This is a genomic window from Streptomyces sp. NPDC090077 (assembly GCF_044747545.1).
Classification (GTDB): domain Bacteria; phylum Actinomycetota; class Actinomycetes; order Streptomycetales; family Streptomycetaceae; genus Streptomyces.
This window is the reverse complement of sequence record NZ_JBIVEG010000001.1, coordinates 919,068-946,065: the sequence shown is the minus strand read 5'-3', so window position 1 is coordinate 946,065 and position 26,998 is coordinate 919,068. Positions and strand designations below refer to the sequence as shown.

At 72.5% G+C, this 26,998-nt stretch carries 22 protein-coding genes; 14 read left to right on the top strand and 8 right to left on the bottom strand.

Annotated elements, in window-relative coordinates; genetic code table 11:
* Positions 1 to 59: 59 nt before the first annotated feature.
* Positions 60 to 476 (bottom strand): SsgA family sporulation/cell division regulator, encoded by a 417-nt coding sequence (locus tag ACIPW5_RS04170; protein WP_401240008.1) that lies wholly within the window; start codon positions 474 to 476, stop codon positions 60 to 62.
* A 344-nt stretch (positions 477 to 820) separates the two neighbouring features.
* Here ACIPW5_RS04170 and ACIPW5_RS04165 point away from each other — a divergent pair, with 344 nt between their 5' ends.
* Positions 821 to 1,912, top strand: a complete 1,092-nt coding sequence (locus tag ACIPW5_RS04165; protein ID WP_401240006.1) for a WD40/YVTN/BNR-like repeat-containing protein — start codon at positions 821 to 823, stop codon at positions 1,910 to 1,912.
* A 173-nt stretch (positions 1,913 to 2,085) separates the two neighbouring features.
* On the opposite strand, the gene ACIPW5_RS04160 is transcribed toward ACIPW5_RS04165, so the two are convergent.
* The gene (locus ACIPW5_RS04160) at positions 2,086 to 2,382 is read right to left on the bottom strand and encodes a YciI family protein (RefSeq protein ID WP_401240004.1); all 297 of its coding nucleotides are present in this window, start codon (positions 2,380 to 2,382) and stop codon (positions 2,086 to 2,088) included.
* A 26-nt stretch (positions 2,383 to 2,408) separates the two neighbouring features.
* Here ACIPW5_RS04160 and ACIPW5_RS04155 point away from each other — a divergent pair, with 26 nt between their 5' ends.
* The gene (locus ACIPW5_RS04155; protein WP_401240001.1) at positions 2,409 to 3,098 is read left to right on the top strand and encodes an endonuclease V; all 690 of its coding nucleotides are present in this window, start codon (positions 2,409 to 2,411) and stop codon (positions 3,096 to 3,098) included.
* A 177-nt stretch (positions 3,099 to 3,275) separates the two neighbouring features.
* Complete coding sequence (locus ACIPW5_RS04150) at positions 3,276 to 4,604, top strand: DUF6923 family protein (RefSeq protein WP_401240000.1); 1,329 nt, start codon at positions 3,276 to 3,278, stop codon at positions 4,602 to 4,604.
* Between the two features lie 90 nt (positions 4,605 to 4,694).
* Here the strand turns inward: ACIPW5_RS04150 and ACIPW5_RS04145 are convergent, their stop codons facing one another.
* Positions 4,695 to 5,909 (bottom strand): saccharopine dehydrogenase family protein, encoded by a 1,215-nt coding sequence (locus ACIPW5_RS04145; RefSeq protein ID WP_401239997.1) that lies wholly within the window; start codon positions 5,907 to 5,909, stop codon positions 4,695 to 4,697.
* 96 nt (positions 5,910 to 6,005) lie between these two features.
* Here ACIPW5_RS04145 and ACIPW5_RS04140 point away from each other — a divergent pair, with 96 nt between their 5' ends.
* The 6 genes from ACIPW5_RS04140 to ACIPW5_RS04115 all read left to right on the top strand — a co-directional run bounded on the left by ACIPW5_RS04140 (position 6,006) and on the right by ACIPW5_RS04115 (position 13,343).
* The gene (locus ACIPW5_RS04140; RefSeq protein ID WP_401239996.1) at positions 6,006 to 6,398 is read left to right on the top strand and encodes an MmcQ/YjbR family DNA-binding protein; all 393 of its coding nucleotides are present in this window, start codon (positions 6,006 to 6,008) and stop codon (positions 6,396 to 6,398) included.
* 180 nt (positions 6,399 to 6,578) lie between these two features.
* Positions 6,579 to 7,706: a CaiB/BaiF CoA transferase family protein gene (locus ACIPW5_RS04135; RefSeq protein WP_401239993.1), complete on the top strand. Its 1,128-nt coding sequence runs from the start codon at positions 6,579 to 6,581 to the stop codon at positions 7,704 to 7,706.
* The gene (locus ACIPW5_RS04130) at positions 7,706 to 8,731 is read left to right on the top strand and encodes an LLM class F420-dependent oxidoreductase (RefSeq protein WP_401239991.1); all 1,026 of its coding nucleotides are present in this window, start codon (positions 7,706 to 7,708) and stop codon (positions 8,729 to 8,731) included. The genes ACIPW5_RS04135 and ACIPW5_RS04130 overlap by 1 nt, the downstream gene beginning before the upstream one ends.
* 9 nt (positions 8,732 to 8,740) lie before the next feature.
* Complete coding sequence (locus tag ACIPW5_RS04125; RefSeq protein ID WP_401239989.1) at positions 8,741 to 9,883, top strand: acyl-CoA dehydrogenase family protein; 1,143 nt, start codon at positions 8,741 to 8,743, stop codon at positions 9,881 to 9,883.
* 21 nt (positions 9,884 to 9,904) lie between these two features.
* Complete coding sequence (locus tag ACIPW5_RS04120; protein ID WP_401239987.1) at positions 9,905 to 11,119, top strand: acetyl-CoA C-acetyltransferase; 1,215 nt, start codon at positions 9,905 to 9,907, stop codon at positions 11,117 to 11,119.
* A gap of 52 nt (positions 11,120 to 11,171) precedes the next feature.
* Positions 11,172 to 13,343 (top strand): 3-hydroxyacyl-CoA dehydrogenase NAD-binding domain-containing protein, encoded by a 2,172-nt coding sequence (locus ACIPW5_RS04115; RefSeq protein WP_401239984.1) that lies wholly within the window; start codon positions 11,172 to 11,174, stop codon positions 13,341 to 13,343.
* Positions 13,344 to 13,424: 81 nt separating this feature from the next.
* On the opposite strand, the gene ACIPW5_RS04110 is transcribed toward ACIPW5_RS04115, so the two are convergent.
* Together ACIPW5_RS04110 and ACIPW5_RS04105 are read right to left on the bottom strand one after the other, a co-directional pair.
* A complete protein-coding gene (locus tag ACIPW5_RS04110) occupies positions 13,425 to 14,087 on the bottom strand; it encodes a 1,4-alpha-glucan branching protein (RefSeq protein WP_401239982.1) in 663 nt (220 codons plus the stop codon).
* Positions 14,088 to 14,097: 10 nt separating this feature from the next.
* Entirely contained in the window at positions 14,098 to 14,829 is a 732-nt protein-coding gene (locus ACIPW5_RS04105) for a MerR family transcriptional regulator (protein WP_401239980.1), read from the bottom strand.
* An 85-nt stretch (positions 14,830 to 14,914) separates the two neighbouring features.
* Here ACIPW5_RS04105 and ACIPW5_RS04100 point away from each other — a divergent pair, with 85 nt between their 5' ends.
* Positions 14,915 to 16,762: an AMP-dependent synthetase/ligase gene (locus tag ACIPW5_RS04100; protein WP_401239978.1), complete on the top strand. Its 1,848-nt coding sequence runs from the start codon at positions 14,915 to 14,917 to the stop codon at positions 16,760 to 16,762.
* Between the two features lie 767 nt (positions 16,763 to 17,529).
* On the opposite strand, the gene ACIPW5_RS04095 is transcribed toward ACIPW5_RS04100, so the two are convergent.
* On the bottom strand, positions 17,530 to 17,736 hold the full coding sequence (locus ACIPW5_RS04095) for a hypothetical protein (protein WP_401239975.1): 207 nt from the start codon (positions 17,734 to 17,736) through the stop codon (positions 17,530 to 17,532).
* Positions 17,737 to 17,921: 185 nt separating this feature from the next.
* On the opposite strand from ACIPW5_RS04095, the gene ACIPW5_RS04090 reads away from it, so the two are divergent.
* Entirely contained in the window at positions 17,922 to 19,109 is a 1,188-nt protein-coding gene (locus tag ACIPW5_RS04090) for a helix-turn-helix domain-containing protein (protein ID WP_401239971.1), read from the top strand.
* Between the two features lie 70 nt (positions 19,110 to 19,179).
* On the opposite strand, the gene sph is transcribed toward ACIPW5_RS04090, so the two are convergent.
* On the bottom strand, positions 19,180 to 20,169 hold the full coding sequence (gene sph / locus ACIPW5_RS04085) for a sphingomyelin phosphodiesterase (protein WP_401239968.1): 990 nt from the start codon (positions 20,167 to 20,169) through the stop codon (positions 19,180 to 19,182).
* 139 nt (positions 20,170 to 20,308) lie between these two features.
* Between sph and ACIPW5_RS04080 the strand changes: the two genes are divergently transcribed.
* Positions 20,309 to 21,199 (top strand): oxygenase MpaB family protein, encoded by an 891-nt coding sequence (locus tag ACIPW5_RS04080; protein WP_401239966.1) that lies wholly within the window; start codon positions 20,309 to 20,311, stop codon positions 21,197 to 21,199.
* 36 nt (positions 21,200 to 21,235) lie between these two features.
* On the opposite strand, the gene ACIPW5_RS04075 is transcribed toward ACIPW5_RS04080, so the two are convergent.
* Positions 21,236 to 22,744 (bottom strand): M1 family metallopeptidase, encoded by a 1,509-nt coding sequence (locus ACIPW5_RS04075; protein WP_401239964.1) that lies wholly within the window; start codon positions 22,742 to 22,744, stop codon positions 21,236 to 21,238.
* A gap of 562 nt (positions 22,745 to 23,306) precedes the next feature.
* Between ACIPW5_RS04075 and ACIPW5_RS04070 the strand changes: the two genes are divergently transcribed.
* Both ACIPW5_RS04070 and ACIPW5_RS04065 read left to right on the top strand, forming a co-directional pair.
* Complete coding sequence (locus tag ACIPW5_RS04070) at positions 23,307 to 24,170, top strand: hypothetical protein (protein ID WP_401239961.1); 864 nt, start codon at positions 23,307 to 23,309, stop codon at positions 24,168 to 24,170.
* Between the two features lie 82 nt (positions 24,171 to 24,252).
* Positions 24,253 to 26,700 carry a Tex family protein gene (locus tag ACIPW5_RS04065; protein ID WP_401239960.1) on the top strand — a complete coding sequence of 816 codons (2,448 nt, stop codon included), beginning with the start codon at positions 24,253 to 24,255 and terminating at the stop codon, positions 26,698 to 26,700.
* The last annotated feature ends 298 nt before the right edge of the window (positions 26,701 to 26,998 follow it).

The window sequence follows — 26,998 nt, the reverse complement described above, 5'->3', positions numbered from 1 at the left end:
GCGACTACAAGGCCTTCACGAAGCTACGGGCGGCCCGTGGCCGCCCGCAAACGAATTAATCAGCGGGAGCCGCGCATCAGCTCGTCGAGGCTGTGGTCCATGTCGAGGTAACGGTGCTCCAGGCCCGGGGGTACGAGCGCCGAGGTGCGTTCGAGGAACCGCTGGAGCTCGGCCGTGGTCATCAGCACGATCGCGACGCCCTCGGGCGCGTGGAACTCGACCGTGGTCCGGTCCCCGTCGTACGGCCGCACGCGCACGTCGCCGCAGCCGGCCGGGTGGCGGAGCCCGGACATCAGCAGCTCGCGGGCGAAGGTCCAGGAGACCTCCACGCCTTCGAGCGTGGCCAGGGCCGGGAAGGCCATGCGGACGGCGAAGGGATCCGAGCGGTCGTAGCAGAGGGTGACGGGGACGGTCTCGACCTTCGGTGCGGTGGCGATCAGTCGGGCCTGCACGGCCTGCTCGATGACAGTGATCAAGGCTCGCTCCCTTGCGGCGGATCTGCTGTCGGGCTGTGGGGTGGTGCCCGGCAACCGGATAGACGCCGGAATCGGCACATCCGTGCATGGCGGATGACGTGAGCTGTGTCACCGGTTGGCGCGATCTCACCCGTGTGATCGCACAGAGTGAGTGGTGGTCACGTGCAGTCAAAGGCCGCCGGGGCGGCGGTCCGGCCCGTGAGGCGGGCCCAATACGTCCGGTATTCGATCGCTCCACAGGCGTAAGCGGATGCCGGAGGGGCCGTAGGGGCGGATGGAGGCCCCCTGGACGGGCCCCGTGGGGTGCGTTAGCTTCCGGCGCCATGAGACTTCTGGGAGTTGGCATGTGCGCGGCGACCCTGCTGATCGCCGCGGCCGTGACGCCGGCATCGGCGGACACCGGCGCGGACCCGTCCCCGGCGGCGTCCGCACCCGGCTCGCGGGGCGTCGGCTGGGCGGTCAAGGACACCGGACGGGAAGGCGTCGAGAGCGTCCGATTCCGCGGCCTGGCCGCCGTCAGCCGCGGCACGGCCTGGCTGGCGGGCTCCCAGGGGAGGGTGCTGCGCACCGCGGACGGCGGCCGCAGCTGGCAGGACGTCTCGCCGCCCGGGGCGGTGGCCGAGAAGCTGGAGCTGCGCGACATCGAGGCCTTCGACGGGCGGCGGGCCGTCGCCCTGTCGATCGGCGAGGGCGAGGCCTCCCGGATCCTGCGCACCGAGGACGGCGGCGCCACCTGGACCGAGGCCTTCCGCAACACCGATCCGCGTGCCTTCTACGACTGCCTGACCTTCTTCGACTCCCGTCACGGGCTGGCCGTCAGCGACCCGGTCGACGGGCGGTTCCGCCTCCTGGCCACCGACGACGGCGGACGCAGCTGGCGGGTGCTCCCGGCCGCGGGGATGTCGCAGGCGCTGCCCGGCGAGGCCGGGTTCGCGGCGAGCGGCCAGTGCCTGACGGCCTCCGGGCCGCGGGACGTGTGGCTGGCCACCGGCGGGGGAGCGGCCGCACGGGTGCTGCACTCCGCCGACCGGGGCCTGACCTGGCGGGTCGCCGACTCCACCGTCCCCGGCGGCGACCCGGCGCGCGGAGTGTTCGCCCTGGCCTTCCGCGACCGTACGACGGGCCTCGCCGTCGGCGGCGACTACCGCACCGGCCAGGCCTCACCGCAGGCCGCGGCCCGTACCGCCGACGGCGGCCGGAGCTGGACCGGGGCGGCGACCCCGCCGCCCGCCTACCGCTCGGGCGCGGCCTGGTACCCGTACGGGCGCACCACGGCCCTGGCGGTCGGCCCGACCGGCACGGACGTCACCACGGACGCGGGGCGGACCTGGCGGCAGCTGGACACGGGGTCGTTCGACACCGTCGACTGCGCGGCCGACGGCGGCTGCTGGGCGGCGGGCGAGAAGGGCCGCGTGGCCCGCCTGGAACGCCGCTAGGCTCCGCCCGGACGCGCGCGCCTCGATCGCCGGCGGGGCTGGAATTCGCTGCGCGGATTCCAGCCCGCGCGGCGATCGAGCGCAACGGGGTCAGGGGCGCAGCCCCTGGGAACGGTGGAAGGGCGGGGAGGGGCAGGCCCCGCGCAGCGGTAGCGGACGATGCCCGGCCAGGGCTACGGCAGGGGCTGGCGGACCCCCGCCAGGTCCGCCGAAGTCTTGCTGGCGATGAACTCCGTGACGCGGTACCCGCAGACGCCCGCCACCGCGAAGGGGTCCGACTCCGCGATCTTCTCGATCTCGGCGCGGGAGACCCCGGCGGCCAGGATGACCCCGCCGTCGCGCGGGACCTTGCGGCCCGAGGCGAGGAAGACCCCGGACGCGTAGTGGCCGTCCAGCCAGGCGAGGTGGGCGTCCATCAGCTCCTCGACGGCTTCGATGGGCGCGGTGTAGGTGAGCTCCATGACGAACATGATCGCCAGGCTACCCTCGCACCATCATGACGACTGTGAAGACCCCCGCCAGTGAGGCCGAGGCCCGGGCGATACAGGACGAACTGCGTGCCCTCGTCGTGCTCGACGAGGTCGGCCCCCCGCCCGGCCAGGGGCTGATCGCCGGGGTGGACGTGGCCTACGACGACGAGCGGGACCTGGTCGCGGCCGCCGCCGTCGTGCTGGACGCCGCCACCCTGGAGGTCGTGGCCGAATCCACCGCAGCCGGGCAGGTCAGCTTCCCCTACGTGCCCGGCCTGCTCGCCTTCCGCGAGCTGCCGACCGTGCTCGCCGCCCTGGAAGCCCTCCCCGTGACCCCCGGCCTCGTCGTCTGCGACGGCTACGGCCTCGCCCACCCGCGCGGCTTCGGCCTGGCCTGCCACCTCGGGGTGGTCACCGGTCTGCCCAGCATGGGCGTGGCGAAGAACCCCTTCACCTTCACCTTCGAGGAGCCGGGCCTCTCGCGCGGCGAGGCCTCCCCGCTGCTCGCGCCCGACGGCGCCGTCGTCGGGCGGGCGCTGCGCACCCAGCGCGGGATCAAGCCGGTGTACGTGTCCGTCGGCCACCGCGTCTCGCTGGACAACGCCTGCGCCCACGCCCTCGCGCTGAGCCCCCGTTTCCGCATTCCCGAAACCACCCGGCACGCCGATTCCCTGTGCCGCCGCGCCCTCCGCGAGGCCGTCGACGCCCTCCGCTGAGCCGCGGTCGTCCATGTGTTCGCGCTCCTGGTGCATTTGAGCGAACTCGGCCGGTGAAGCCCGAGCCGCCCCGCGCCACCCCATGCCCCTTGTGCTCGTCTTTGTCCGGTACGTGAGGTGCGTGCGGTACCAACCGTGCGCAGCCCGGCTGTGCTTGGCGGCGGAAGGGGCAGAGGCGTGAGCAGAGGGACGAACGGGGCGGTCCGGGGGAAGCGGCAGCGGCGGGGGGTGGCCGTGCTGGGCGCGATCGGCGTCCTCACGGGTCTCGCCGTCGGTGCGCCGGCGCCCCCGGCCGGCGCCGTTGCCGCCCCCGGGGGCGCCGGCGGCTCCGCGGCGGTCTCCGAACCCGGGCACCCGGACGGGCTCCCCGTCGCGTGCGACGGGAAGATCTACCTCTCGATGGGGGATCCGGACCAGCTCCACACCGTCGAACGGGAGCCCGGCAAGGTCGCGTTCGCCGAGCTGGGCGACGTCACGCCCTTCCTCTACAACGCCATCGGAGTGAACCCGCACGACCGCTTCCTCTACGGGACCACCTTCGGGGAGCCGGACGGCGGGAACCGGCTGGTCCGCTTCGACGGCAAGGGGCACGCCACCGTACTCGGCGGCATCCAGGGCCTGCCGAAGGCCCTCTACATCTCGGGCACGTTCGACGACGAGGGCAACTACTACGTCCTGGCCGACAACACGGGCGTGATCTACCGGATCGACGTCGAGAAGCGCAGGGTGACCCGGGCGATCGAGGTCCCGGACCTGGCCCCCACGGAACTGGACGTCTTCGACATCGCCTTCCGCGACGGGTTCCTCTGGGGATCGACCGAAGCCGGCGCCATCACGCGGATCGACACCGACAACGAGAAGGCGGACTTCTTCCCCGGTGTCCTGCCGGGCGGTTCGGACTTCGGCGGCGTCTTCGTCTACGGCAACGGCGACCTCGGGTTCTTCCGCAACTCCGGAGAGCTGATCCGCGTCCGCGTGAGGAACGCGACCGGATCCAACCCGCACTTCACCGTGCTCTCGCGGCAGACGCTGCCGGAGCAGTCGCTGACCAACGTCGACGCCACCTCCTGCTTCTTCGACTCCTCCGCCGACCTGTCGGTGCACAAGCGCGGCCCCGAGGTGGTCAAGGCGGGCGGGGAGATCGCCTACGAGATCACGGTGAAGAACGACCACAAGGGCGTCTCCTCCGGCTGGTCGCTGGTAGACGACCTCCCGGAGAAGGTGCTGGACCCCGCCACGGACACCGAGGGGTGCGAGATCGAAGGCGGCCTGCTCTCCTGCACGGGCGGCGCGCTGCGCGAGGGCGGCCGCGTGAAGATCAAGGTCACCGGCACCGCCGGGAACGTCTCCAAGCCGACCGCGGTGCCGAACACCGCCACGGTCTTCGGTGACGACGAGGACCCGCACGGGAAGAACGACACGGGCTCCGCGTCCACGAAGATCAAGCCCGCCCACGGGGACGGGCACGAAGGCGAGAAGGCGCACGCGCAGCCCGGCAGGCGCTAGCCGGCGGGCTGCCCGGGCGGCGGCGGGCCCGGGTGCCCAAGGGCCCGGTCCCGCCGCCGCCGTCGGTCCGACGGCGGCGGTCCGCCTCGGTCAGTCCACCGCCGCCACCCGGAAGCGGATGCCCGCCTTCTGGAGGCGGTCCGCCAGGGCGTCGCCCATCGCCACCGCCGTGGTCAGCTGGCCCGCCCGCTCCGGCAGGGCGTCGTACGCCAGGCACAGCGCGGACTCCGCCAGCATCTTCGCGGTCTCCCCGTACCCCGGGTCGCCGCCCGACACCTCGGTGAACACCCGCCGGCCGCCGCCCTCGCCGACGAAGCGGACGGTGAACCAGCTGCGGGCGCGCCGCTCCTCGTCCGGGCCGTTGCCCGGCTCCCACAGGCCCATCAGCCACCGCCGGGCGGCAGGGACCTGCGCCAGCGCCGCCGTCGTACCCACCGCCGCCGTCAGGCCCACCGCCACCGGCAGGTGCCGCACCGAGACGTAGTGGCGGTAGCGGAAGTCCGGCCCGTACCGCTCCAGCGCGGCCGCCGACCGGGTCACGATCCGCGGGTCCAGCGAGGGCAGCGGCAACGCCCAGGTCCCGGTCTCCCGGCTGAAGCGCGGGGCGCCGAGGGGCCCGCGCACCCGGCGCCCCGGCAGCCGGGGCTCGTGCAGCCGGCGGGTGCGCGCGGCGGCCAGGGTCTGCGGCCCCCGGCCCAGCGCGGTCAGGGCGGAGGCGACGGTGCCGCCGGAGGCCAGCGCCCCGGCCCGCAGGAACCCGTCCACCCGCAGCGGCACCCCGGCGGGCAGCAGGCCCACCGTGAAGTACGCGCCCAGGTCGGCCGGGATCGAGTCGAACCCGCACGCGTGCACCAGCCGCGCCCCCGTCTCCCGGGCCCGCGCGTCGTGCTCGACGTACATCCGGTCCACGAACTCCGGCTCGCCGGTGAGGTCCGCGTAGTCGGTGCCCTGCTCGGCGCAGGCCTCGACCAGCTCCGCCCCGTGGTGGACGTACGGCCCGACCGTGGTGGCCACCACCCGGGTGCGGGCGGCCAGTTCGCGCAGCGCCCGCCCGTCCGCCGCGTCGGCCCGCAGCAGCGGCAGCCGCGCACAGTCCGGGTTCTGGGCCGCCAGCCGCGCGCGCAGCCGCTCCAGCTTGCCGGGGTCGCGCCCGGCCAGCGCCCAGCGGCAGCCGGCGGGCGCGTGCCGGGCCAGGTACTCGGCGGTCAGCGCCCCGACGAACCCGGTGGCTCCGAAGAGCACGACGTCGAACTCCCGCCCCGGACGGCCGCCGCGGACGGGCTCGTTGTGGACCTGCTCGGTCATGGACCGTTCCTCCCAGCTGGTGTCGGTGGCCGAGGTTAGCGTTGACACCGACTGTCCGTGCGAGCAGGTGCGACCTGTGGTGAGTGGGAGGCGTCGGTGAAGGCTGCGGTGCGCAAGTGGGAGGCCGTGCGGGAATTCGCGCTGGGGCTGCCGGAGGCGGTGGAGGAGCATCCCTGGGGGCCGGAGGACGGGGTGGTGAAGGTCAACAAGAAGATCTTCGTCTTCCTGGGGAACGCGGACGGCCCCGAGCCGCCCGGTCTGTCCGTCAAGCTCAAGGACGAGGACCTGCACGGGCACGCGATGACCGCCCCCGGCGCCGCGCCCACCGGCTACGGCCTCGGCCGGTCGGGCTGGGTCTCCGTGCCGCTGGGGGAGAGGGGCGCCCCGTCGGTGGAGGTGCTGTGCGAGTGGGTGGAGGAGAGCTACCGGACCGTCGCGCTCAAACGGCACGTCGCGCTGCTCGACGCCCGGGCCGCGGAAGGCGCCTGACGGGGCGGCGGCCGACGCGCCGGGGCGGCGCGGCTCCCGGCGGGATCGAGCCACGGTGGAAACCTGCTAAGCGCTTGCTCTTGTGCTGAGTGGGGCGCCTTCCTAGCATCACTGGTGTTACATCGGTTGTGTCACACACCTGCACACCACCCACCCGTACACCAGGATGCCGGGGGCACGATGGCAGTGACAGCAGGCCCGCTCGCGGGAGTACGCGTCGTCGAACTGGCGGGCATCGGCCCCGGTCCGTTCGCCGCCATGCTCCTCGCCGACCTCGGCGCCGACGTCGTCCGTGTGGACCGGCCCGGGGGCGGGGGGCTCGCGATCGACCCGGCCCACGACGTCACCAACCGCAACAAGCGCTCCGTCCTGCTCGACCTGAAGTCCGCCGAGGGCCCCGGCCTGGTGCTGGACCTGGTCGAGCGGGCCGACGTGCTGATCGAGGGCTTCCGCCCCGGGGTGGCCGAGCGGCTCGGCGTCGGCCCGGACGCGTGCCTGGCCCGCAACCCCCGGCTGGTCTACGGCCGGATGACCGGCTGGGGCCAGGAAGGCCCCCTCGCCCACACCGCCGGGCACGACATCGCGTACATCGCCGTCACCGGCGCCCTCGGCATGATCGGCAACCCGGGAGAGCCCCCGGCCGTCCCCGCCAACCTGGTCGGCGACTACGCGGGCGGCTCCCTCTACCTCGTCATCGGCATCCTCGCCGCCCTCCACCACGCCCGCGGCCCCGAGGGCGCCGGGCAGGTCGTGGACGCCGCCATCGTCGACGGCACCGCCCACCTCACCGCCATGATCCACGGCATGGTCGCGGCCGGCGGCTGGCAGGACCGGCGCGGCGCCAACCTCCTCGACGGCGGCTGCCCCTTCTACGGCACCTACGAGACCTCCGACGGGCAGTACATGGCCGTCGGCGCGCTGGAGCAGCAGTTCTACGACACCTTCACCGCCCTGCTCGGCATCCAGGAGCAGGCCCCCGCCCGCAAGGACCTCGCCCGCTGGGGCGAACTGCGCGAGACCGTCGCCGCCCGCTTCAGGACCCGCACCCGCGAGGAGTGGACGGCCGTCTTCGAGGGCACCGACGCCTGCGTGGCGCCCGTGCTCTCGCTGCGCGAGGCGCCGCACCACCCCCACCTCGCCGCCCGCGCCACCTTCACCGAGTTCGGCGGCACCCTCCAGCCCGCCCCCGCCCCGCGCTTCTCCGCGACCCCGACCCGCGTCGCCTCCGGCCCCGCCATGCCCGGCGCGGACACCGGCTCCGTGGCCGCCGACTGGGGCGTACCGGCACTGCTCCCGAAAGAGGCCTGATGGAACTGTCCATGCTGCTCGACTACGCCGGCGACCCGCGCCGCGCCGCCGACGAGGCGGCCGCGCTGGAGTCGGCCGGCCTCGACGCCGTCTGGGTCGCCGAGGCCTGGGGCTTCGACTCCCCGACGATCATGGGCTACCTGGCGGCACGCACCGAGCGGATGAAGATCGGCTCGGCCATCGTCAACGTCTACTCCCGCACCCCCGCCCTCATCGCCCAGACCGCCGCGGGCCTGGACGCCGTCTCCGGCGGCCGCGCCCTGCTCGGCCTTGGCGCCTCCGGCCCGCAGGTGATCGAGGGCTGGCACGGGAAGCCGTACGACAAGCCGCTCGGCCGCACCCGCGAGACCGTCGACCTGTGCCGCCGCATCTGGCGCCGCGAGACCATCGACCACCACGGCATCACCGACATGCCGCTCCCCGCCGCCAAGGGCGGCCGGCACGGCAAACCCCTGAAGATCCTCACCCGCCCCGTCCGCGACCGGATCCCGGTGTACGTGGCCTCCCTCGGCCCGGCCAACGTGGCGCTCACCGCCGAGATCGCCGACGGCTGGCTGCCCACCCTCTTCATCCCCGAGAAGGCCCACACCGTCTGGGGGAGCGCCCTCGCCGAAGGCGCCGCCGAGCGCGCACCGGAACTGGGCCCGCTCCAGACCGTCGCGGGCGGCCTGCTGGCCATCGGCGAGGACGCGGCCGCCGCCCGCGACCTGGCCCGGCCCCAGATCGCCCTGTACGTCGGCGGGATGGGCGCCGTCGGCAAGAACTTCTACAACGACCTCGCCGTCGCCTACGGGTACGGGGAACAGGCCCGCCGCATCCAGGAGCTCTACCTCGCCGGCCGCAAGCGCGACGCCGCGGCGGCCGTCCCGGACGAGTTCTGCGAGCTGATGACCCTGTGCGGCCCCGAAGGGTACGTGCGCGAGCGCGTCGAGGCCTTCCGGGAGGCCGGAGTCACCATGCTCAACGTCACCCCGGTCGGCCCCGAGCCGGCCCGGCTGATCGAAACCGTCAAGAGCTGGCTGTAGGGGGCCCCGATGCAACGCCGCATCTACGACGCCGACCACGAGGCGTTCCGCGAGACCGTGCGCACCTTCCTGCACAAGGAGGTGCTGCCGCACTACGAGCAGTGGGAGAAGGACGGCATCGTCAGCCGGGACGCCTGGCGGGCCGCCGGGCGGCAGGGCCTGCTCGGCCTCGCCGTCCCCGAGGAGTACGGGGGCGGCGGAAACCCCGACTTCCGCTACGCGGCGGTGCTCGCCGAGGAGTTCACCCGCGCCGGAGCACCCGGGCTCGCGATCGGCCTGCACAACGACATCATCGGCCCCTACCTGACCACGCTGGGCACCGAGGAACAGAAGCGCCGCTGGCTGCCCGGCTTCTGCTCCGGCGAGACCATCACCGCGATCGCCATGACCGAGCCGGGCGCCGGCTCCGACCTCCAGGGCATCCGCACCAGCGCCGAGGACCGGGGCGACCACTGGCTGCTCAACGGCTCCAAGACGTTCATCTCCAACGGCATCCTCGCCGACCTGGTGATCGTCGTCGCGAAGACCACCCCCGAGGGCGGGGCGCACGGACTGTCCCTGCTCGTCGTCGAACGCGGCGCCGAGGGCTTCGAACGCGGCCGCAACCTCGACAAGATCGGCCAGAAGTCCCAGGACACCGCCGAGCTCTTCTTCAACGACGTGCGCGTCCCCAAGGAGAACCTGCTCGGCGAACTGAACGGCGCCTTCGTCCACCTGATGACCAACCTCGCGCAGGAACGCATGGGCATCGCGATGGCCGCCATCGCCGCCGCCGAACACCTGCTGGAGATCACCACCACCTACGTCAAGGAGCGCGAGGCCTTCGGCCGGCCGCTCTCCAAGCTCCAGCACATCCGCTTCGAGATCGCCGAGATGGCCACCGAGTGCGCGGTCACCCGCACCTTCCTCGACCGCTGCATCACCGACCACTCCAACGGCGAACTGGACCACGTCCACGCCTCCATGGCCAAGTGGTGGGCCACCGAACTCCAGAAGCGGGTCGCCGACCGCTGCCTCCAGCTGCACGGCGGCTACGGCTACATGACCGAATACCGGGTCGCGCGGGCCTTCACCGACGGCCGCATCCAGACCATCTACGGCGGCACGACCGAGATCATGAAGGAGATCATCGGTCGTTCCCTGCTCGGCTAACTCCCCCCGAAAGGCTTGACAGTGAGCACCGAAGCTTACGTATACGACGCGATCCGCACCCCGCGCGGCCGCGGCAAGGCCAACGGCGCCCTGCACGGCACCAAGCCGATCGACCTCGTCGTCGGCCTCATCGACGCCCTGCGCGACCGCAACCCCGGCCTGGACCCCGCCACCATCGACGACATCGTCCTCGGCGTCGTCGGCCCGGTCGGCGACCAGGGCTCCGACATCGCCCGCATCGCGGCCATCGCCGCGGGCCTGCCCGACACCGTGGCCGGCGTGCAGGAGAACCGCTTCTGTGCCTCCGGCCTGGAAGCCGTCAACCTGGCCGCCGCCAAGGTCCGCTCCGGCTGGGAGGACCTGGTCCTCGCGGGCGGCGTCGAGTCCATGTCCCGCGTCCCGATGGCCTCCGACGGCGGCGCCTGGTTCGCCGACCCCATGACCAACTGGGACACCGGCTTCGTCCCCCAGGGCATCGGCGCCGACCTGATCGCCACCATCGAGGGATTCTCCCGGCGCGACGTGGACGAGTACGCCGCCCTCTCCCAGGAGCGGGCCGCCACCGCCATCAAGGAGGGCCGCTTCGCCAAGTCCGTGGTCCCCGTCACCGACCGCAACGGACTGGTCGTCCTGGAGCACGAGGAGTTCGTCCGCCCCGGCACCACCGCCGACACCCTCGCCAAGCTGAAGCCCTCCTTCGCCGACATCGGCGACCTCGGCGGCTTCGACGCCGTCGCCCTGCAGAAGTACCACTGGATCGAGAAGATCGACCACGTCCACCACGCCGGCAACTCCTCCGGCATCGTCGACGGCGCCTCCCTCGTCGCCATCGGCACCCGCGAGGCCGGCGAGCGCAACGGCCTGCGCCCCCGCGCCCGCATCGTCTCCGCCGCCGTCTCCGGCTCCGAGCCCACCATCATGCTCACCGGCCCCGCCCCGGCCACCCGCAAGGCCCTCGCCAAGGCCGGACTCACCATCGACGACATCGACCTCATCGAGATGAACGAGGCCTTCGCCGGCGTCGTGCTCCGCTTCGTCAAGGACATGGGCGTCTCCCTCGACAAGGTCAACGTCAACGGCGGCGCCATCGCCCTCGGCCACCCCCTCGGCGCCACCGGGGCCATGCTCCTCGGCACCGTCGTCGACGAACTGGAGCGCCAGGACAAGCGCTACGGCCTCGTCACCCTCTGCGTCGGCGGCGGCATGGGCGTCGCCACCGTCGTCGAACGACTCTGACCCGTCCTGATCCCCGATCCCTGATCCCACCCCCGACACGGAAGTAGCGAACATGAGCGAGTCCACCACGATCCGCTGGGAACAGGACGAGACCGGCGTCGTCACCCTGGTCCTCGACGACCCGGGCCAGTCCGCCAACACCATGAACCAGGCCTTCAAGGACTCCATCGCGGCGATCGCCGACCGCGCCGAGGCCGAGAAGGACTCCATCCGCGGCATCGTCTACACCTCCGCCAAGAAGACCTTCTTCGCGGGCGGCGACCTCAAGGACATGATCCGGCTGCGCCCCGAGGACGCGCAGCTCGCCTTCGACACCGGCACCGAGATCAAGCGCTCCCTGCGCCGCATCGAGACCCTCGGCAAGCCCGTCGTCGCCGCGATCAACGGCGCGGCCCTCGGCGGCGGCTACGAGATCTGCCTCGCCTCCCACCACCGCGTCGCCCTCGACGCCCCCGGCTCCAAGATCGGCCTGCCCGAGGTCACCCTCGGCCTGCTCCCCGCCGGCGGCGGCGTCACCCGCACCGTCCGCCTCATGGGCATCGCCGACGCGCTGCTCAAGGTCCTGCTCCAGGGCACCCAGTACACCCCCCAGCGCGCCCTCGCGGCCGGCCTCGTCCACGAACTCGCCGCCACCCCCGAGGAGATGCTGGCAAAGGCCCGCGCCTTCATCGACGCCAACCCCGAGTCGAAGCAGCCCTGGGACGTCCCCGGCTACAAGATCCCCGGCGGTACGCCGTCCAACCCGCGCTTCGCCGCGAACCTGCCGGCGTTCCCCGCCAACCTCAAGAAGCAGCTGAACGGGGCCCCGTACCCGGCCCCGCGCAACATCCTGGCCTGCGCCGTCGAGGGCTCCCAGGTGGACTTCGAGACCGCCCTGACCATCGAGGCCCGCTACTTCACCGAGCTGGTCACCGGCCAGACCGCGAAGAACATGATCCAGGCGTTCTTCTTCGACCTCCAGGCCGTCAACGCCGGCCGCAGCCGCCCCCGGGGCACCGAACCCCGCACGGTCCGCAAGGTCGCCGTCCTCGGCGCCGGCATGATGGGCGCCGGCATCGCCTACTCCTGCGCCCGCGCGGGCATCGAGGTCGTCCTCAAGGACGTCACCGCCGAAGCCGCCGCCAAGGGCAAGGCGTACTCCGAGAAGCTCCTCGACAAGGCGCTCGCCAAGGGCCGCACCACCGAGGCCAAGCGGGCCGAACTGCTCGCCCGGATCACCCCGACCGCCGAAGCAGCCGACCTGGCCGGCTGCGACGCCGTCATCGAGGCCGTCTTCGAGGACACCGCCCTCAAGCACAAGGTGTTCCAGGAGATCCAGGACGTCGTCGCCCCCGACGCGCTGCTCTGCTCCAACACCTCCACCCTCCCCATCACCGGGCTGGCCGAAGGCGTTTCGCGCCCCGCCGACTTCATCGGCCTGCACTTCTTCTCGCCCGTCGACAAGATGCCGCTGGTGGAGATCATCAAGGGCGGGAGCACCGGCGACGAGGCCGTCGCCCGCGCCTTCGACCTGGTCCGCCAGATCAACAAGACGCCCATCGTGGTCAACGACTCGCGCGGCTTCTTCACCTCGCGCGTCATCGGCCAGTTCATCAACGAGGGCGTGGCGATGGTCGGCGAGGGCATCGAGCCCGCCTCCGTCGAACAGGCCGCCGCCCAGGCCGGTTACCCGGCCAAGGTGCTCTCCCTGATGGACGAGCTGACCCTCACCCTCCCGCGCAAGATCCGCAACGAGACCCGCAAGGCCTTCGAGGCCGAGGGCCGCGAGTGGACCGAGCACCCCGCCGACCGGGTCATCGACCGGATGGTCGACGAGTTCGGCCGCCCGGGCCGCAGCGGGGGCGGCGGCTTCTACGAGTACGACGAGAACGGCCGGCGCAGCCGCATCTGGCCGGGCCTGCGCGAGCACTTCGCCAAGCCGGACGCGCAGATCCCCTTCGAGGACATGAAGGAGCGGATGCTCTTCTCCGAGGCCCTGGACACCGTCCGCTGCCTCGACGAAGGCGTCCTCACCTCCATCGCCGACGCCAACATCGGCTCCATCATGGGCATCGGCTTCCCCGCCTGGACCGGCGGCGTCATCCAGTACGTCAACGGCTACGAGGGCGGCCTGCCCGGCTTCGTGGCCCGCGCCCGCGAACTGGCAGCCACCTATGGCGAGCGCTTCACCCCGCCCGCCTCCCTGGTCGCCAAGGCCGAACGCGGCGAGACCTACGCCGACTAGGCGGAAGAGACGACCTGGCGGCCCCGCACCGGAGCTGCCCCGGGCCCGCACCGGCGGGCCCGGGGCACCGGAACGCTCGGCCTACGCGCGCAGGTACGCGAACACCCCGCGCTCCACCGCACCGTCCGCGGCGGACCAGCCGGCCAGCACCTGCCCGAACAGCCCCTCCCCGGAGCCGTCGCCGGGGTGCAGCACCCGGTTCAGGGTCAGCGCCAGCACCGGCGCGTCCAGGCCCACCGGACCCACCGCGACCTCCGTGCCCCCGGCGGTGTCCGCAACGCTCCCCGGACCGGTCAGACCCGCCGGCGCGCCCCGCTCCCCGGCGCGCACCTCGACCGTCGGGTCCGGGGTGTCGGTCTCGCTCTGGGCCTGGGCCACCGCGCCGCCCGCCAGCAGCGCCAGCAACTGCTCGACCAGCACCGGGTCGTGGGCCCCGTCGTACACCCAGCGGGTACCCAGCACGCCGTGCTCCAGGGTGCCGATCAGCCCCGCCTCCGCGCCCTCCAGCGGCGCACCCCGGTAGGTCAGCGGCACCAGGTAGGAGACGGGCCCGTCCCCGGATCCGTCGGTGACCACCATGAACTCGATGCCCACCTCGCCCTCGGGGTCGTCCAGCCGGAACCCGCCCGCCCGGGCGAGCGCGACGCTCTTCTCCGAGCCCCGGTACCACGGCCTCAAGGGCAGCCAGTCGGCGAGGAGTTCGAGCTTGGTCGGGGACAGTGTGGTGCGGTGGATGATCGCCATGGGACCGAACCTACCCGCCCTCCGAGGCGAACGCCGCCCGCAACTCCTCCTTCAGCGACCGCTGGAAGGCTGTTACCAGCGCCTGCACCACCATCGGCTGCATGTGCGCCGACAGCGCCTTCATCGACTCCACCCGCTCCGGATCGTCCTCGTCCGCGGTGAACGGCCCCCACACCTCGTCCCGGAACAACGCCGTCAACTCGTGCGCCGCCGTCCGCGCGTGCTCCAGCAGGATCCCCCGCGCCACCAGCAGCGTCTCGTGGGCGATCGGCACGTCGAGCAGCGCCACCCCCAGCCGCAGCAGGCCCAGGTCCACCCGGAACCCCTCACCGGAGTCCGCCACCACGTTCATCGCCGCCAGCCGCCGCAGGTCCCCGTCCGACAGGGTCCGCCCCGCCCGCCGCTCCAGCTCCGCCCGCGACACCTCCTGCGCGGCGTCCGGAGCCCACGTGGCCACCAGGGCCCGGTGGATCGCCAGGTCGTGCGCGCTCAGGTCGTCCGGCAGGGCGTCCAGATAGCGCTGGATCGCCGACAGGGTCATGCCCTGGTGCTGGAGCTCCTCGATCAGCGCGAGCCGCGACAGGTGCTCGGGCCCGTAGTGCCCCACGCGACGAGGTCCGATCACGGGAGGGGGCAAAAGCCCGCGCGTGCTGTAGAACCGTACGGTGCGGACGGTGACACCGGCCTTGGACGCCAGTTCGTCCACGGTGAGCATCGGCTCGGTCGCCGGGTGGTCGGCCATCGTCCGTTCCTCGCTCTCTGATCCACGGCTTGGGTTCAACAGTATTGCTGTCGCACCAACGATGTGAAACGGCCAGGAGCTGCCCATGACCACGAACCTGCGACTGCCCGGACGACCCGAAGAGCTCACCCTCCCCGCCCTGCTCGCCCGCAACGCCACCGAGCACCCCGCCCTGCCCGCCCTCTCCTGGCGCGAGGAGGACGGCTGGACCACCCTCACCTGGGGCGAGGTCCGCCACGAGGTGGCCGTCCTAGCCGCCGGCTACGCAGTCCTCGGCGTCGAACGGGGCGACCACGTCCTGCTGATGATGGGCAACCGCCCCGAGCACTGGCTCACCGACCAGGCCCTCGTCCACCTCGGCGCCGTCCCCGTCACCGTCTACGGCACCTCCGCCCCCGAACAGATCGCCCACATCGCCCGCCACAGCCGGGCCCGGCTCGCCGTCGTCGAAGGCGCCGGCGAACGCGACCGCTGGGCACCCCTGCTCGACGACCCCGCGACCCCCCTGGAACGCCTCGTCGTCGCCGACGCCGCCGAAGCCGGCCCGCACACCGCCTACGGCTCCGTGCGCGCGAGCGGCGCCCGGCTGCACCGCCCCGACGACTTCGACGACTTCGACAAGGCCTGGCAGGAGACCCGCCCCGAGGACCCCCTCACCGTCGTCTACACCTCCGGCACCACCGGCGACCCCAAGGGCGTCCGCCTCACCCACCGCAACATCCTGCTCCAGTCCGTCCGCCTCGACCGGGGCGTCACCCTCCCCGAACACGCCGAGCACGTCTGCTACCTGCCCTTCGCGCACATCGCCGAGCGGATCCTCGGCATCTACCTGCCCCTGCTGCGCGCCGCCCACGTCCGCCTCGTCGCCGACCCCACCGCCGTGGCCGCCGCCGTCCGCGAGCTGCGCCCCGTGCAGTTCTTCGGAGTACCCCGCGTCTGGGAGAAGCTCGCCGCCGGGGTACGCGCGGTCCTGGCCGGCCTGCCCGAGGAGCAGCGGCGCGCCATCGACGACGCCGGGGACCTGGCCCGCGCCCGGGCCGGCCACCAGGAACGCGGCGAGGAGGTGCCGGCCGCGCTCGAAGCCTCGTACGCCGGGGCGAAGGAACGGGTCCTGGACCCGCTGCTGCGCCTGGCCGGGCTCGACCGGCTCGTCTGGACGGCCAGCGCCACCGCGCCGATGCCGATCGACGTGGTCCGCTTCTGGGCCGGGTGGGGGATCACCATCATGGACGCCTGGGGGCTGACGGAAACCTCCGGAGTGTGCACCGTCAACAGCAACACCCCCGACGGCTTCCGGCTGGGCTCGGTGGGCCGGCCGATCGAGGGGCTGGAGCTGAAGGTCGCCGGGGACGGGGAGATCCTCACCCGCGGCGCGACCGTCTTCGACGGCTACCTGTGCCCCGACGGCTCGGTGGAGAGCGCCGCCGACGCCGAGGGCTGGTTCCCCACCGGGGACGTCGGGCGGATCGACGGGGACGGCTTCCTGTGGCTGACGGACCGCAAGAAGGAGCTGATCATCACCTCGAACGGGAAGAACGTCTCCCCGGCCCTGGTGGAGAACACCGTCAAGGAACACCCGCTCATCGGCCAGGCCCTGGTCCACGGCGACGGCCGCTCCTACCTGGTGGCCCTCCTGGTCCTGGACCCCGAACTGGCCCCGGCCTGGGCGGCCGCCCGCGGCATCACGGCCGCCTCCCTGACGGAGCTCGCCGAACACCCTGCCGTACGGGAGGAGACCGCCCGGGCGGTGGCCGCCGCGAACGCCCGCCTCAACCGCACCGAGCAGATCAAGCGCTACCGCCTCCTGGCCGAGGAATGGGGCCCCGCCACGGGAGAACTCACCCCCTCCCTCAAACTCCGCCGCCGCGTGGTCCGCGAGAAGTACGGCCCCCTGATCGAGGGCCTGTACGAGGACCCCCAGCCGACCGCCTGACCCGAACGGCCGAACCCGGTGGGCGTGGGGGCACCCATCGACCGGGCCGGCCATCTCCCCCTCGAGGGGCCGGGCGCGGGTCGGCGGCTGCCCACCCGCCCCCGGGTGCGGGTGGGTGGGTTGGGCGGGGTGGGTGGGGAGCGGTAGCTCCTGGGTCCGTCTCACAGTTGGTTTGGGGGTTTCCCGGCAGTCCATCGTCCTTCCGGTTCGTGCCGGCCTGTCAAGGGCGCTCCTTCGTCGCGTCGCTGCGCGATGTCGCTTCGCTCCACCCTTGACAGGCCGACCCGCCCCGGAAAGCCGAAAGACTGCCGGGAAGCCCCCAAAAGAACGGTCACGGGGCAGAAGACGGAGGGACGGGCCCGTCAGGGATGGGCGAGGGGCCGGGGCCCTGGCCGGCCTGTCATTCGGCCCCGCGTCAGCGGTTCCGGGCCAGGGGCGCGGCCAGGACGCAGCAGATCGCTACGCGCTCCTCCTATCTCAGCGTCCGACGACCGCCTGGGGCTGGTACCTGCACGAAAAGTCGATCAGAGTAGGCCAGGGATCCGACAGGCGCGTCAGATCGCTACGCGCTCCTCTCGTCTCGGCGACCGGCGGCCGTCCTGGGTTTGTCTCGGCACACAGCAGGCCTACATCCCCCTTTCTCGCCCCGGGTGTGGGCGTCCTCGGTGGTCGTTTGGGGGGTCATGCGGTTGTGCCTCCTTCGTGTGTCGGTGGATGGCATCTGCGCGGGTCGACGGGAGATCAGTGGCAGTCCGAAGGACGGTCGGTCATGCCGACTGGACGTTCTCGACGGCGGTGGTGAACTCCCGGCCGGTGGCGCCGCGGATGTAGGCCAGTTCCGTCCAGTGCTCGATTCCGGTGTCGGAGACGTTCTCGTTGATCACCGCCATCAGCTCGCCCTCGGTGCCCGAGGCGATGTCGCGGACGCGCTTGCGGAGCAGCCGGTGGGGGACGTACTCGTACGGTTCAGTCATCCGTCACCGCCGGTGCGATCTTGAGTCGGCGGGCCGGTGGCAAGCGGCCGGGCTGGTTTCTGGTCATGGCGCGCTCCTCGGTCCGGAGGGGGTGGCGTGGTCCTCAGTAAACGGGCCGGGACTCGTTCGGACGATGTCTGACGGAGGGTCTGCAAAGTCTGTGCGTGGATCAGCACACTCTGTGCATGGGTGATTTGCTGGGAGATGTGCTGCGGCAGGCGCGGAACGCCAAGCGCCTGTCGCAGGGGGACGTGGGCAGTGCGGTCGGATACTCCGGCTCGTGGCTGTCGCGGGTCGAAACGGGAAGGATCCAGCCGGATGACGACACCCTTGGCTCGTTGTGTGGTGTCCTGGGTTTGACAGCTGCTGACGTCGGGCTCGAAGGGGATGACGTGCACCGCCGAAAAGTGCTCTCGCTCGGTCTGGGAGCCGGCATCGCCGCCGCGCTGCCCGGTGGCGCCGCCGCTGCGGTCGACCCGAAGGAGCTGGTGGAGAGGTCGCTCTTCGGCCTCCCCGAGACGCGTCCCGCATCGCGCGAAGCCCTTGCCCCGGCCCTCGTCCAGGCTCGCAGCGTCTTCCAGGATGCGCAGTACGGCCGGCTGAGCCGGACGCTGCCCTCCCTGATCTCCGGCTCGCTCGCTTCGCAGGCCCACGACATCGCGGCCCGCGCTTATGTCCTGCTCGCGCAGCTCGCGATCAAGAACTATCAGGGACCGTTCGCGAGCATTGCCGCCGAGAGGGCGCGGGCGCAGGCCGAGTTGACCGGAAGCGCCGTGGTGATGGGGGAGGCCGCTCACTCCATGGGCATCACGCTGCGGCGCGGTGGGGAGTACCAGGCGGCCATCGACCACCTCAGGCAGGCGGCGGACCGGCTCGGCAGCCACCCGGAGGAGCTCGCGATGCGGGGCACGCTGATGCTGACCGCTTCGTACAGCGCGGCCCAGGCCGGTTGGCGTTCTCAGGCCATGGAGTTGATCGGGCAGGCCGAGGAAACGGCGAAACGCCGGGAGACGGCTGCCCAGCGTCTCTACATTCCCGGCGTGTTCGGAGAGGATCAGACGAGGGTCTTCCGGATCTCCGTCCATCATGTGCTGGGCGAGGACGACCAGGCCCTGACCCATGCGGAGAAGATCGACCCCCGGCGGCTGCCGAACGCCGAGAGGCGCGCCCGGATGTGCATGGACATCGCCCGTGTGTGGCAGGGGCTCGACGAGCCGGAGAAGGCCTTCCACGCGCTCAGGGCGCTTGCCTCGTACGCCCCGGAGGAAGCGACCCGGCCGAAGGTCCGTGCCATCGCCTCCGAGCTGCTGGTGATGAACCCGGAGATGCCGGGTCTGCGTCGCTTCGCCCAGCGCGCGGGAGCGACTGTCTGACGGGTGAGGACTCCGGGCCGGGCGGAACGCCCTGCGGTGGCCCGGAGCCTTGGCCGTCCGGCCCGGGTCGTCAGCGGCCGATGACCGGGTAGTGGTCCGAGAGGTTGGAGTACGTGTAGGACTTGCCCCAGCTGGAGACCGTCCAGGGGGACGACTGCTCCTTGACCACGTTGTTCTCCCAGCCCGCCGGGCGGGCGTTGCCCTTGCGGTAGAGGACGTAGTCGAGGTCCTCGCGGGGGTCCGTCGGGTAGCGGTAGTTGGCGATGGAGTTCTGCGCCGTGTCGAAGGAGTACGGGTGCCCCGTGCGGGTGTCGGCGCCGGCGAGGTCGGCGTCCGCGAGCATGGTGGCGTACTCCGGGGTGCGGGAGTCCACGTTCATGTCGCCCGCGACGATGACCTGCTCGTTCGCCGGGATGTTCTTGGAGTCCAGGAACGCGTCTATGTTCTTGAACTGGCGGCTGCGCATCTGCGCCGCCTCGCCCGCGCCGCAGCCCGGGTCGGTGGACTGGGCGTGGGTGCCGACCACGTGGACCTTGGCGCCGTTGACGTTCAGGACGACGTAGGCGAAGCCCTTGTTGGACCACCAGTCGGCGCCGCAGGCGTCCTTGTAGACCACCTGCTCCTTGCGCAGGATCGGCCACTTGCTGAGGATCGTGACGCCGCCGTCCTCGGGGGTGGTGGCGGAGTAGGAGCCGCCCGTGGCGTCCCAGCCGCTCTTGCTGCGGCCCACCACCGGGGTCTGGTACGGGTACTGCGCCGCGGAGTTGGCCTGCAGCGCGTCGGAGGCGCCGTTGTCGAAGGCCTCCTGGAGCACGACCACGTCGTGGCCCTGGTAGAAGGAGGTCTTGGGGATCTCCGCGGCCCGGTGGTCCTGGCCCCAGTTGGGGTAGAGGTTCTTGCTCATCAGGAAGACGTTGTAGGTCAGGACGCTCAGCCGGGGGGTCGCGGCGGCCTCGGCGGCGCCGGCGGCGGGGGCCGTGGTGAGGGCGAGGGCTGCGGCGGCGGTGGCGGCCACGGCCGTGGCGGCGGCGCGGCGGCGGCGGAGCGAGATCTGCGGCATGGGGGTCTCCGTCAGTCCGGTGGAATCCAGCGGGGAAGATCGACGCCGCAATCCAAGCAGCCGCGGTTACCTCTGGGTAACACCCGCGACAAGACTTTCTGTCCGGACCGAGGACTTCTCGCGCTCGCATAATTGATCCATGGACGACACGGACCGCATATCGCCCGAAAGAGCTGCAAGGCGCCTCGATCCCGAGCCGCCCCCGCCCGGCGGGGTGCTGTGGTCGACCGCCGGGGACGTGCGCTCCCTGCTGACCCTGCCCGCCGCCTTCACCCTCCAGGTCGCCCACCCGGCCGTCGGCGCCGGAGTCGACCAGTACTCCGTCTTCCGCACCGACCCCTGGGGCCGCGGCGAGCGCTCGCTGCGCTCCGTGATGCTGTGGGTCTACGGCGGGGCGGAGGCCGTCGCCGAGGGGCGCAGGGTGCGCCGCCTGCACAAGGAGATCCAGGGCACCGACACCCGGGGCCGGCGCTACCACTCCCTCGACCCCGACTGCTACGCCTGGGTGCACGCCACCGGCTTCCCCGTCGCCCTGTACGCCGGGCGCTACCTGTTCCGCCCCCTCACCCCCGCCCAGGAGCGGCAGCTGTACGCGGAGTGGCTGCGGGTGGGCCGGATCCTGGGGCTGCGCGACCGGGACATGCCGCAGAGCGTCGAGGAGTTCTGGCCGTACTACCGCCGGATGCTGGCCGAGGAGATCGAGCCGACGAAGGTCGCCCGGGAGCTGGTCGCGACGGGTGGGGACCTGCCCCGTCCGGAGGTGGGCTCCCCGGTGCTGCGGCTGCTGCTGCGGGTCGCCTGGCCGGCCCTGCGCGCGGGCTACCTGCGCTTCCGGGCCTTCGTCACCGTCGGCTACATGCCGCCCGACGCCCGGGCCGCCATCGGGCTGGAGTGGACCCCCGCGCAGGAGCGCCGGCTCCGGCGGTTCAGTGCGGTCGTACGGATCCTCGTACCGGTGCTGCCGGAGCGGCTGCGCTACCTGCCGAGGGCCCGCGCGGCGCGGGCGCAGTGGCGGGCCGGCACCCGCTGACGGGTGCCGGCGCGCGGGTCCGCGTACTGTTTTGGATCAGTGGTGGTCGTGGACCGTGTTCGTCGCGGCGATCTTCTTCCAGGACTTGGGCTCCGCGGCCGGCTTGGCCGGGGACTGGAGGGTGCGGGCGCCCGGCTTGGCCGTGGCCGGCGGGGCGAAGGCGGGCTTGCCCGGGGTGTACAGCCAGGTCTCGAAGAGCTGGGCGAGGGGCTTGTTCGAGATCTTCTCCGCGTACCGGACGAAGTCCCCGACCTTGGCGTTGCCGTAGGCCCGCTCGGTCGGCCAGCCCTTGAGGATCTTGAAGAACTTCTCGTCGCCGATCTCGTTGCGCAGCGCCTGGATGGCGATCGCGCCGCGGTCGTACACGGCCCCGTGGAACTGGTTGTCCGGGCCCGGGTCACCGGGCTTGACCTGCCAGAACGGGTCCTCGGCGGGGCGGGACGCGTACGCCCATTCGGCGAGCTCCTGCGCGGTGCCCTCGCCCTCCTTCTCCGACCAGAGCCACTGGCTGTAGCGGGCGAATCCCTCGTTGACCCAGATGTCCTTCCAGTTGTCCACGGAGACGCTGTCCCCGTACCACTGGTGGGCCAGCTCGTGGACGACGACCGAGGTGTTGGCGCCGTTCGAGAACTGGCGCGGGCTGTAGAACGGCCGGGTCTGGGTCTCCAGGGCGAAGCCGGTGGGCACGTTCGGGACGTAGCCTCCCAGGGCGTTGAAGGGGTACGGGCCGAAGACCCCCTCCAGCCACTCCGCGACCTCACCGGTCCGCTCGACGCTCGCGCGGGCCGCGCCGGCGTTGTCGCCGAGGTCCTTGCTGTACGCGTTCAGGATCGGCAGGCCGCTCGCCGTCTTGTCGGTGGTGATGTCGAACTTGCCGATGGCGAGGGTGGCCAGGTAGGTGGCCTGCGGCTTGTTGGAGCGCCAGTTGTAGCGGGTCCAGCCGAGGCGGGAGGTCTGCGACTGGAGGACGCCGTTGCTGATGGCCTGGGTGCCGTCCGGGACGTTGACGGACACGTCGAAGGTGGCCTTGTCGAGGGGGTGGTCGTTGCTGGGGAACCACCAGGCCGCCGCGTCCGGTTCCTGCGCCGCCACACCGCCGTCCGGGGTCCGCTGCCAGGCGGACCAGCCGTCGACCTTGAACTCGGAGGGCTTTCCCGCGTACTTGACGACGACCGTGGCCTGACGGTCCTTCTGGAGCGGCTGGGCCGGGGTAATTTCGAGCTCGTGGTCGCCCGAGGTCGCGAACTTCGCCTTGGCGCCGTTGACCCGCACCTCGCTGACCTTGAGGCCGAAGTCGAGGTTGAAGCGGGACAGGTCCTGCTTGGCGGTGGTCAGCAGGGTGGCCGTGCCCTCCAGCAGGTCGGTCTTCGGCTGGTACTGGAGGCGCAGGTCGTAGTGGGAGACGTCGTAGCCGCCGTTCCCGCTGGCCGGGTAGTAGGTGTCGCCGATACCCGGCGCGCCCGGGCCCGCACTGGCCGCCGACGCCGGGATCACCAGCAGGAGGGAGGCGGCCAGGACGCTCGGGGCGATGACTTTGCGGTGCACGAAGAGCTCCAAGGGGTAGGGGAGGCAGATCCGTTCAAGGTCTCGTCGTTCGACCGTATTCACCCGTGACGCCTCAGGTCATGTCCATGGCTCCTGCTGTCACACGATCGCCATTCGGCCGTCATGATCCCGGGTTGGGGAGGAGTCGCTGAGGGTGTCGCTGACCTGCGGATTCATGGGCGGATGTGGCGCCGGGCGGGCCGGTGGCGCGGTTCGGCCGGGTGGGTGCGCGTGTTGACCGTGCGTCAGGGGAGGGGTGGAATTCGGACAGGTGGGCGAGGGCGGTCCGGTGGGGTCCGGGCGGTTCCTGCTCGGCCGCAGGGCGATTTCCGGCCGACCGGGCGGGCGTGGTGCGGTGGGGGTGGGTGCGGCGGAGAGTGGCTCGATCGGCGCCCTTGTGCGGGGCGGCGGGTTCGGGCAGCGCCGGGCCGGGCGGCCGGCGGGCTTGTCGCCGGGCTCCGGTCGGGCCCCGTTCCCTGCCGGGCCCCGTACCCCTGGGCCCCCGCAGGCCCCCGCAGGGCACCGCTTCCGTGCATACTGAGCAGTCGGTAACCTGCCCCGCATGACGCTCCCACCGCACGCCGCGCGCCGCGTCTGGCACGCCGCCGTCAACCCGCTTCACGCCACCAGCTACTTCTCCCCGGACCTCGCGACCGAGTTCGGCGCGCTCGGCATCACACACCGCGTCGCCGTCAACCTCGCCAGCCGGTCCGCCGCCATGGGTGCCGTCGGGCCCGGCGCGGTCACCGCGGCGTTCTACAACTACCGGCACGACCTCGTCGCCGCCCACCTCCCCGCCGTCTGGGACACCGCCACCCCCGAGCAGGTCCTCGCCGCCCGGCTGCGTGCCGCCGACACCACCCTGCGCCGCCTCCTCGGCGACGAGGTCATCGCCTCGGCCGAACTCGCCGAGGCCGCCGGCCTCGCGATGCGCGCCACCGAGGCCTGCACCCGCCACGGCCGGGCCCTGTACGCCGCCCACGCCGACCTCCCCGTCCCCGAGGAGCCGCACCTGCGGCTGTGGCACGCCACCACCCTGCTGCGCGAGCACCGCGGCGACGGCCACCTCGCCGCACTGCTGATCACCGGCCTCGACCCGCTGGAGGCCCTGGTCAGCCACACCGCCACCGGCCGCGGCATGACCCCGAAGTGGGTCAAGGGCATCCGCGGCTGGGAGCAGTCCGACCTCGATTCCGCTGCCGAACGCCTCCGCGCCCGCGGGGTCCTCGACGCCGACGGCGAGCTCACCGAGGAGGGGCACGCGCTCCGCGAGCGCCTGGAGACCGAGACCGACCGCCTCGACGCCGCCCCGTACGAACACCTCGGCGCGGCCGGCCTCGCCCGGCTCGGCGAGCTCGGGGGCGGCTTCGTCAAGCGGGCCATAGCCGCCGGGGCCTTCCCGCGCGACCTGTTCGGAAAGGGCTGAGGGGCTCCCGCGGACCACGGGCGGCACCTGCCACAATTGACAGCCTTCCACGCAAACGCACGAAGGCAGGCGGGACCGCACAGTGACCATGTCCATCGAAGGCAGGATCGCCGAGGAGCTCGGCGTACGGGAACGGCAGGTCAAGGCCGCCGTCGAGCTGCTCGACGGCGGCTCCACCGTGCCGTTCATCGCGCGCTACCGCAAGGAAGCGACCGAGATGCTCGACGACGCCCAGCTGCGCACCCTGGAGGAGCGGCTGCGGTACCTGCGCGAGCTGGAGGACCGCCGCACCGCGATCCTCGACTCCGTACGCGAGCAGGGCAAGCTCGACGCCGAGCTGGAGGCGCGGATCGCCGCCGCCGACACCAAGGCCCGGCTGGAGGACATCTACCTCCCCTTCAAGCCCAAGCGCCGCACCAAGGCCCAGATCGCCCGCGAGGCCGGCCTGGAGCCCCTCGCCGAAGGCCTGCTCGCCGACCCCTCCGCCGAACCGGCCGCCGCCGCGGCCGCGTTCGTGGACGCCGGCAAGGGCGTCGCCGACCCGGCCGCCGCCCTGGAGGGCGCCCGCGCCATCCTCACCGAGAAGTTCGCCGAGGACGCCGACCTGATCGGCGACCTCCGCGAGCGCATGTGGGGCCGCGGCCGGCTCGCCGCGAAGGTCCGCGAGGGCAAGGAGGAGGCGGGCGCCAAGTTCTCCGACTACTTCGACTTCGCCGAGCCCTTCACCGCCCTCCCCTCGCACCGCGTCCTCGCCATGCTGCGCGGCGAGAAGGAGGACGTCCTCTCCCTGGACCTGGAGCCGGAGGAGCCGTCCGACACCCCCGGCCCCTCCACCTACGAGGGCCTCGTCGCCCGCCGCTTCGGCATCGCCGACCGCGGCCGCCCCGGCGACAAGTGGCTCGCCGACACCGTCCGCTGGGCCTGGCGCACCAAGATCCAGGTGCACCTCGGCATCGACCTGCGGACCCGGCTGCGCGCCGCCGCCGAGGACGAGGCCGTACGGGTCTTCGCCGCCAACCTGCGCGACCTGCTGCTCGCCGCCCCCGCCGGCACCCGCGCCACCCTCGGCCTGGACCCGGGCTTCCGCACCGGCGTCAAGGTGGCCGTCGTCGACGCGACCGGCAAGGTCGTGGCCACGGACGTGATCCACCCGCACGTCCCGGCCAACAAGTGGGACGAGTCCATCGCCAGGCTGGCCCGCCTCGCGAAGGAGCACGCGGTCGAGCTGGTCGCCATCGGCAACGGCACCGCCTCCCGCGAGACCGACAAGCTCGCCGGGGACCTCATCACCCGCCACCCCGAACTGAAGCTCACCAAGGTGATGGTCTCGGAGGCGGGCGCCTCCGTGTACTCCGCCTCGGCCTTCGCCTCGCAGGAACTCCCGGACATGGACGTGTCCCTGCGCGGGGCCGTCTCCATCGCCCGCCGCCTCCAGGACCCCCTCGCCGAACTGGTCAAGATCGACCCGAAGTCCATCGGCGTCGGCCAGTACCAGCACGACCTGGCCGAGGTGAAGCTGTCCCGCTCGCTCGACGCGGTCGTCGAGGACTGCGTGAACGGCGTCGGCGTGGACGTCAACACCGCCTCCGCCCCGCTGCTCTCCCGGGTGTCCGGCATCAGCGGCACCCTCGCCGAGAACATCGTGGCCCACCGCGACGCCAACGGCCCCTTCCGCAGCCGCAAGGGCCTCAAGGACGTCGCCCGCCTGGGCCCGAAGGCGTACGAGCAGTGCGCGGGCTTCCTGCGGATCCGCGGCGGCGACGACCCGCTGGACTTCTCCAGCGTGCACCCCGAGGCGTACCCCGTGGTCCGCGCCATGGGCAAGGCGGCGGGCGCCGAGGTGGCCGCGCTGATCGGCAACACCTCCGTGCTGTCCTCCCTGCGGCCCGAGCAGTTCGTCACCGAGGCCTTCGGCCTGCCCACCGTCTCCGACATCCTGCGCGAGCTGGAGAAGCCGGGCCGCGACCCGCGCCCCGCCTTCAAGACGGCCACCTTCAAGGAGGGCGTCGAGAAGATCGGCGACCTGGCGCCCGGCATGATCCTGGAAGGGGTGGTCACGAACGTGGCCGCCTTCGGCGCCTTCATCGACATCGGCGTCCACCAGGACGGACTGGCCCACGTGTCGGCCCTGTCGAAGACCTTCGTCAAGGACCCCCGCGACGTGGTCAAGCCGGGGGACATCGTCCGGGTCAAGGTCATGGACGTGGACATCCCGCGCAAGCGGATCTCGCTCACCCTGCGGCTGGAGGACGAGGCCGGTGCCGAGCGCGGCGCCGGTGCCCCCCGCCAGCGGGACGAGCGACAGGGCGGCGACCGCCGCGGCGGCGGCCGGCCCCCGCAGCAGCGCGGCGGCCAGGGCCAGGGACAGCGCGGCGGCGAAGGCCGGCGCCAGGGCGGCCAGGGGAGCCAGGGCGGCAAGGGCGGTGCGGGGCAGCGCTCCGGCGCTCCGGCCCCCGCCAACAGCGCCATGGCCGACGCCCTGCGCCGGGCCGGCCTGACCGGCCCCGAAGAGGGCCGGGGCCGCCGCTAGGGACAGACCGGGCCGGGGCCCGGACCGCCTCCGGCAGGAGTGGCCGAATAGCCACCCCGCCAGGGGAAACTCCTTGCCAACTCCCGGGAATGATCGGTAGGCATGGTGGAACGCCCGTTCGCGCGCGCGGACGGGCGTTCCCCTTTTCCCCTCCGGGACCACCCGCCCCGAGGCCGCCACCAGGCACAGGACGCCATGCCGATGCCCACCCCCCACGCCTACCGACGCTGCCCGAGAAAGGGCCCGAAGAGGGAACGCATGCCCTATCGGGATCTCAGTCTGCGCAAACGCTGCGAGA

Excerpts from the sequence above, each read along its gene's own strand:
- ACIPW5_RS04155 (WP_401240001.1), top strand. The coding sequence starts at position 2,409 with ATGACGACTGTGAAGACCCCCGCCAGTGAGGCCGAGGCCCGGGCGATA.
- ACIPW5_RS04160 (WP_401240004.1), bottom strand. The coding sequence starts at position 2,382 with ATGTTCGTCATGGAGCTCACCTACACCGCGCCCATCGAAGCCGTCGAG.
- ACIPW5_RS04115 (WP_401239984.1), top strand. The coding sequence starts at position 11,172 with ATGAGCGAGTCCACCACGATCCGCTGGGAACAGGACGAGACCGGCGTC.
- ACIPW5_RS04105 (WP_401239980.1), bottom strand. The coding sequence starts at position 14,829 with ATGGCCGACCACCCGGCGACCGAGCCGATGCTCACCGTGGACGAACTG.
- sph (WP_401239968.1), bottom strand. The coding sequence starts at position 20,169 with ATGCCGCAGATCTCGCTCCGCCGCCGCCGCGCCGCCGCCACGGCCGTG.
- ACIPW5_RS04165 (WP_401240006.1), top strand. The coding sequence starts at position 821 with ATGTGCGCGGCGACCCTGCTGATCGCCGCGGCCGTGACGCCGGCATCG.
- ACIPW5_RS04080 (WP_401239966.1), top strand. The coding sequence starts at position 20,309 with ATGGACGACACGGACCGCATATCGCCCGAAAGAGCTGCAAGGCGCCTC.
- ACIPW5_RS04100 (WP_401239978.1), top strand. The coding sequence starts at position 14,915 with ATGACCACGAACCTGCGACTGCCCGGACGACCCGAAGAGCTCACCCTC.
- ACIPW5_RS04135 (WP_401239993.1), top strand. The coding sequence starts at position 6,579 with ATGGCAGTGACAGCAGGCCCGCTCGCGGGAGTACGCGTCGTCGAACTG.
- ACIPW5_RS04110 (WP_401239982.1), bottom strand. The coding sequence starts at position 14,087 with ATGGCGATCATCCACCGCACCACACTGTCCCCGACCAAGCTCGAACTC.
- ACIPW5_RS04130 (WP_401239991.1), top strand. The coding sequence starts at position 7,706 with ATGGAACTGTCCATGCTGCTCGACTACGCCGGCGACCCGCGCCGCGCC.
- ACIPW5_RS04145 (WP_401239997.1), bottom strand. The coding sequence starts at position 5,909 with ATGACCGAGCAGGTCCACAACGAGCCCGTCCGCGGCGGCCGTCCGGGG.
- ACIPW5_RS04090 (WP_401239971.1), top strand. The coding sequence starts at position 17,922 with ATGGGTGATTTGCTGGGAGATGTGCTGCGGCAGGCGCGGAACGCCAAG.
- ACIPW5_RS04070 (WP_401239961.1), top strand. The coding sequence starts at position 23,307 with ATGACGCTCCCACCGCACGCCGCGCGCCGCGTCTGGCACGCCGCCGTC.
- ACIPW5_RS04125 (WP_401239989.1), top strand. The coding sequence starts at position 8,741 with ATGCAACGCCGCATCTACGACGCCGACCACGAGGCGTTCCGCGAGACC.
- ACIPW5_RS04095 (WP_401239975.1), bottom strand. The coding sequence starts at position 17,736 with ATGACTGAACCGTACGAGTACGTCCCCCACCGGCTGCTCCGCAAGCGC.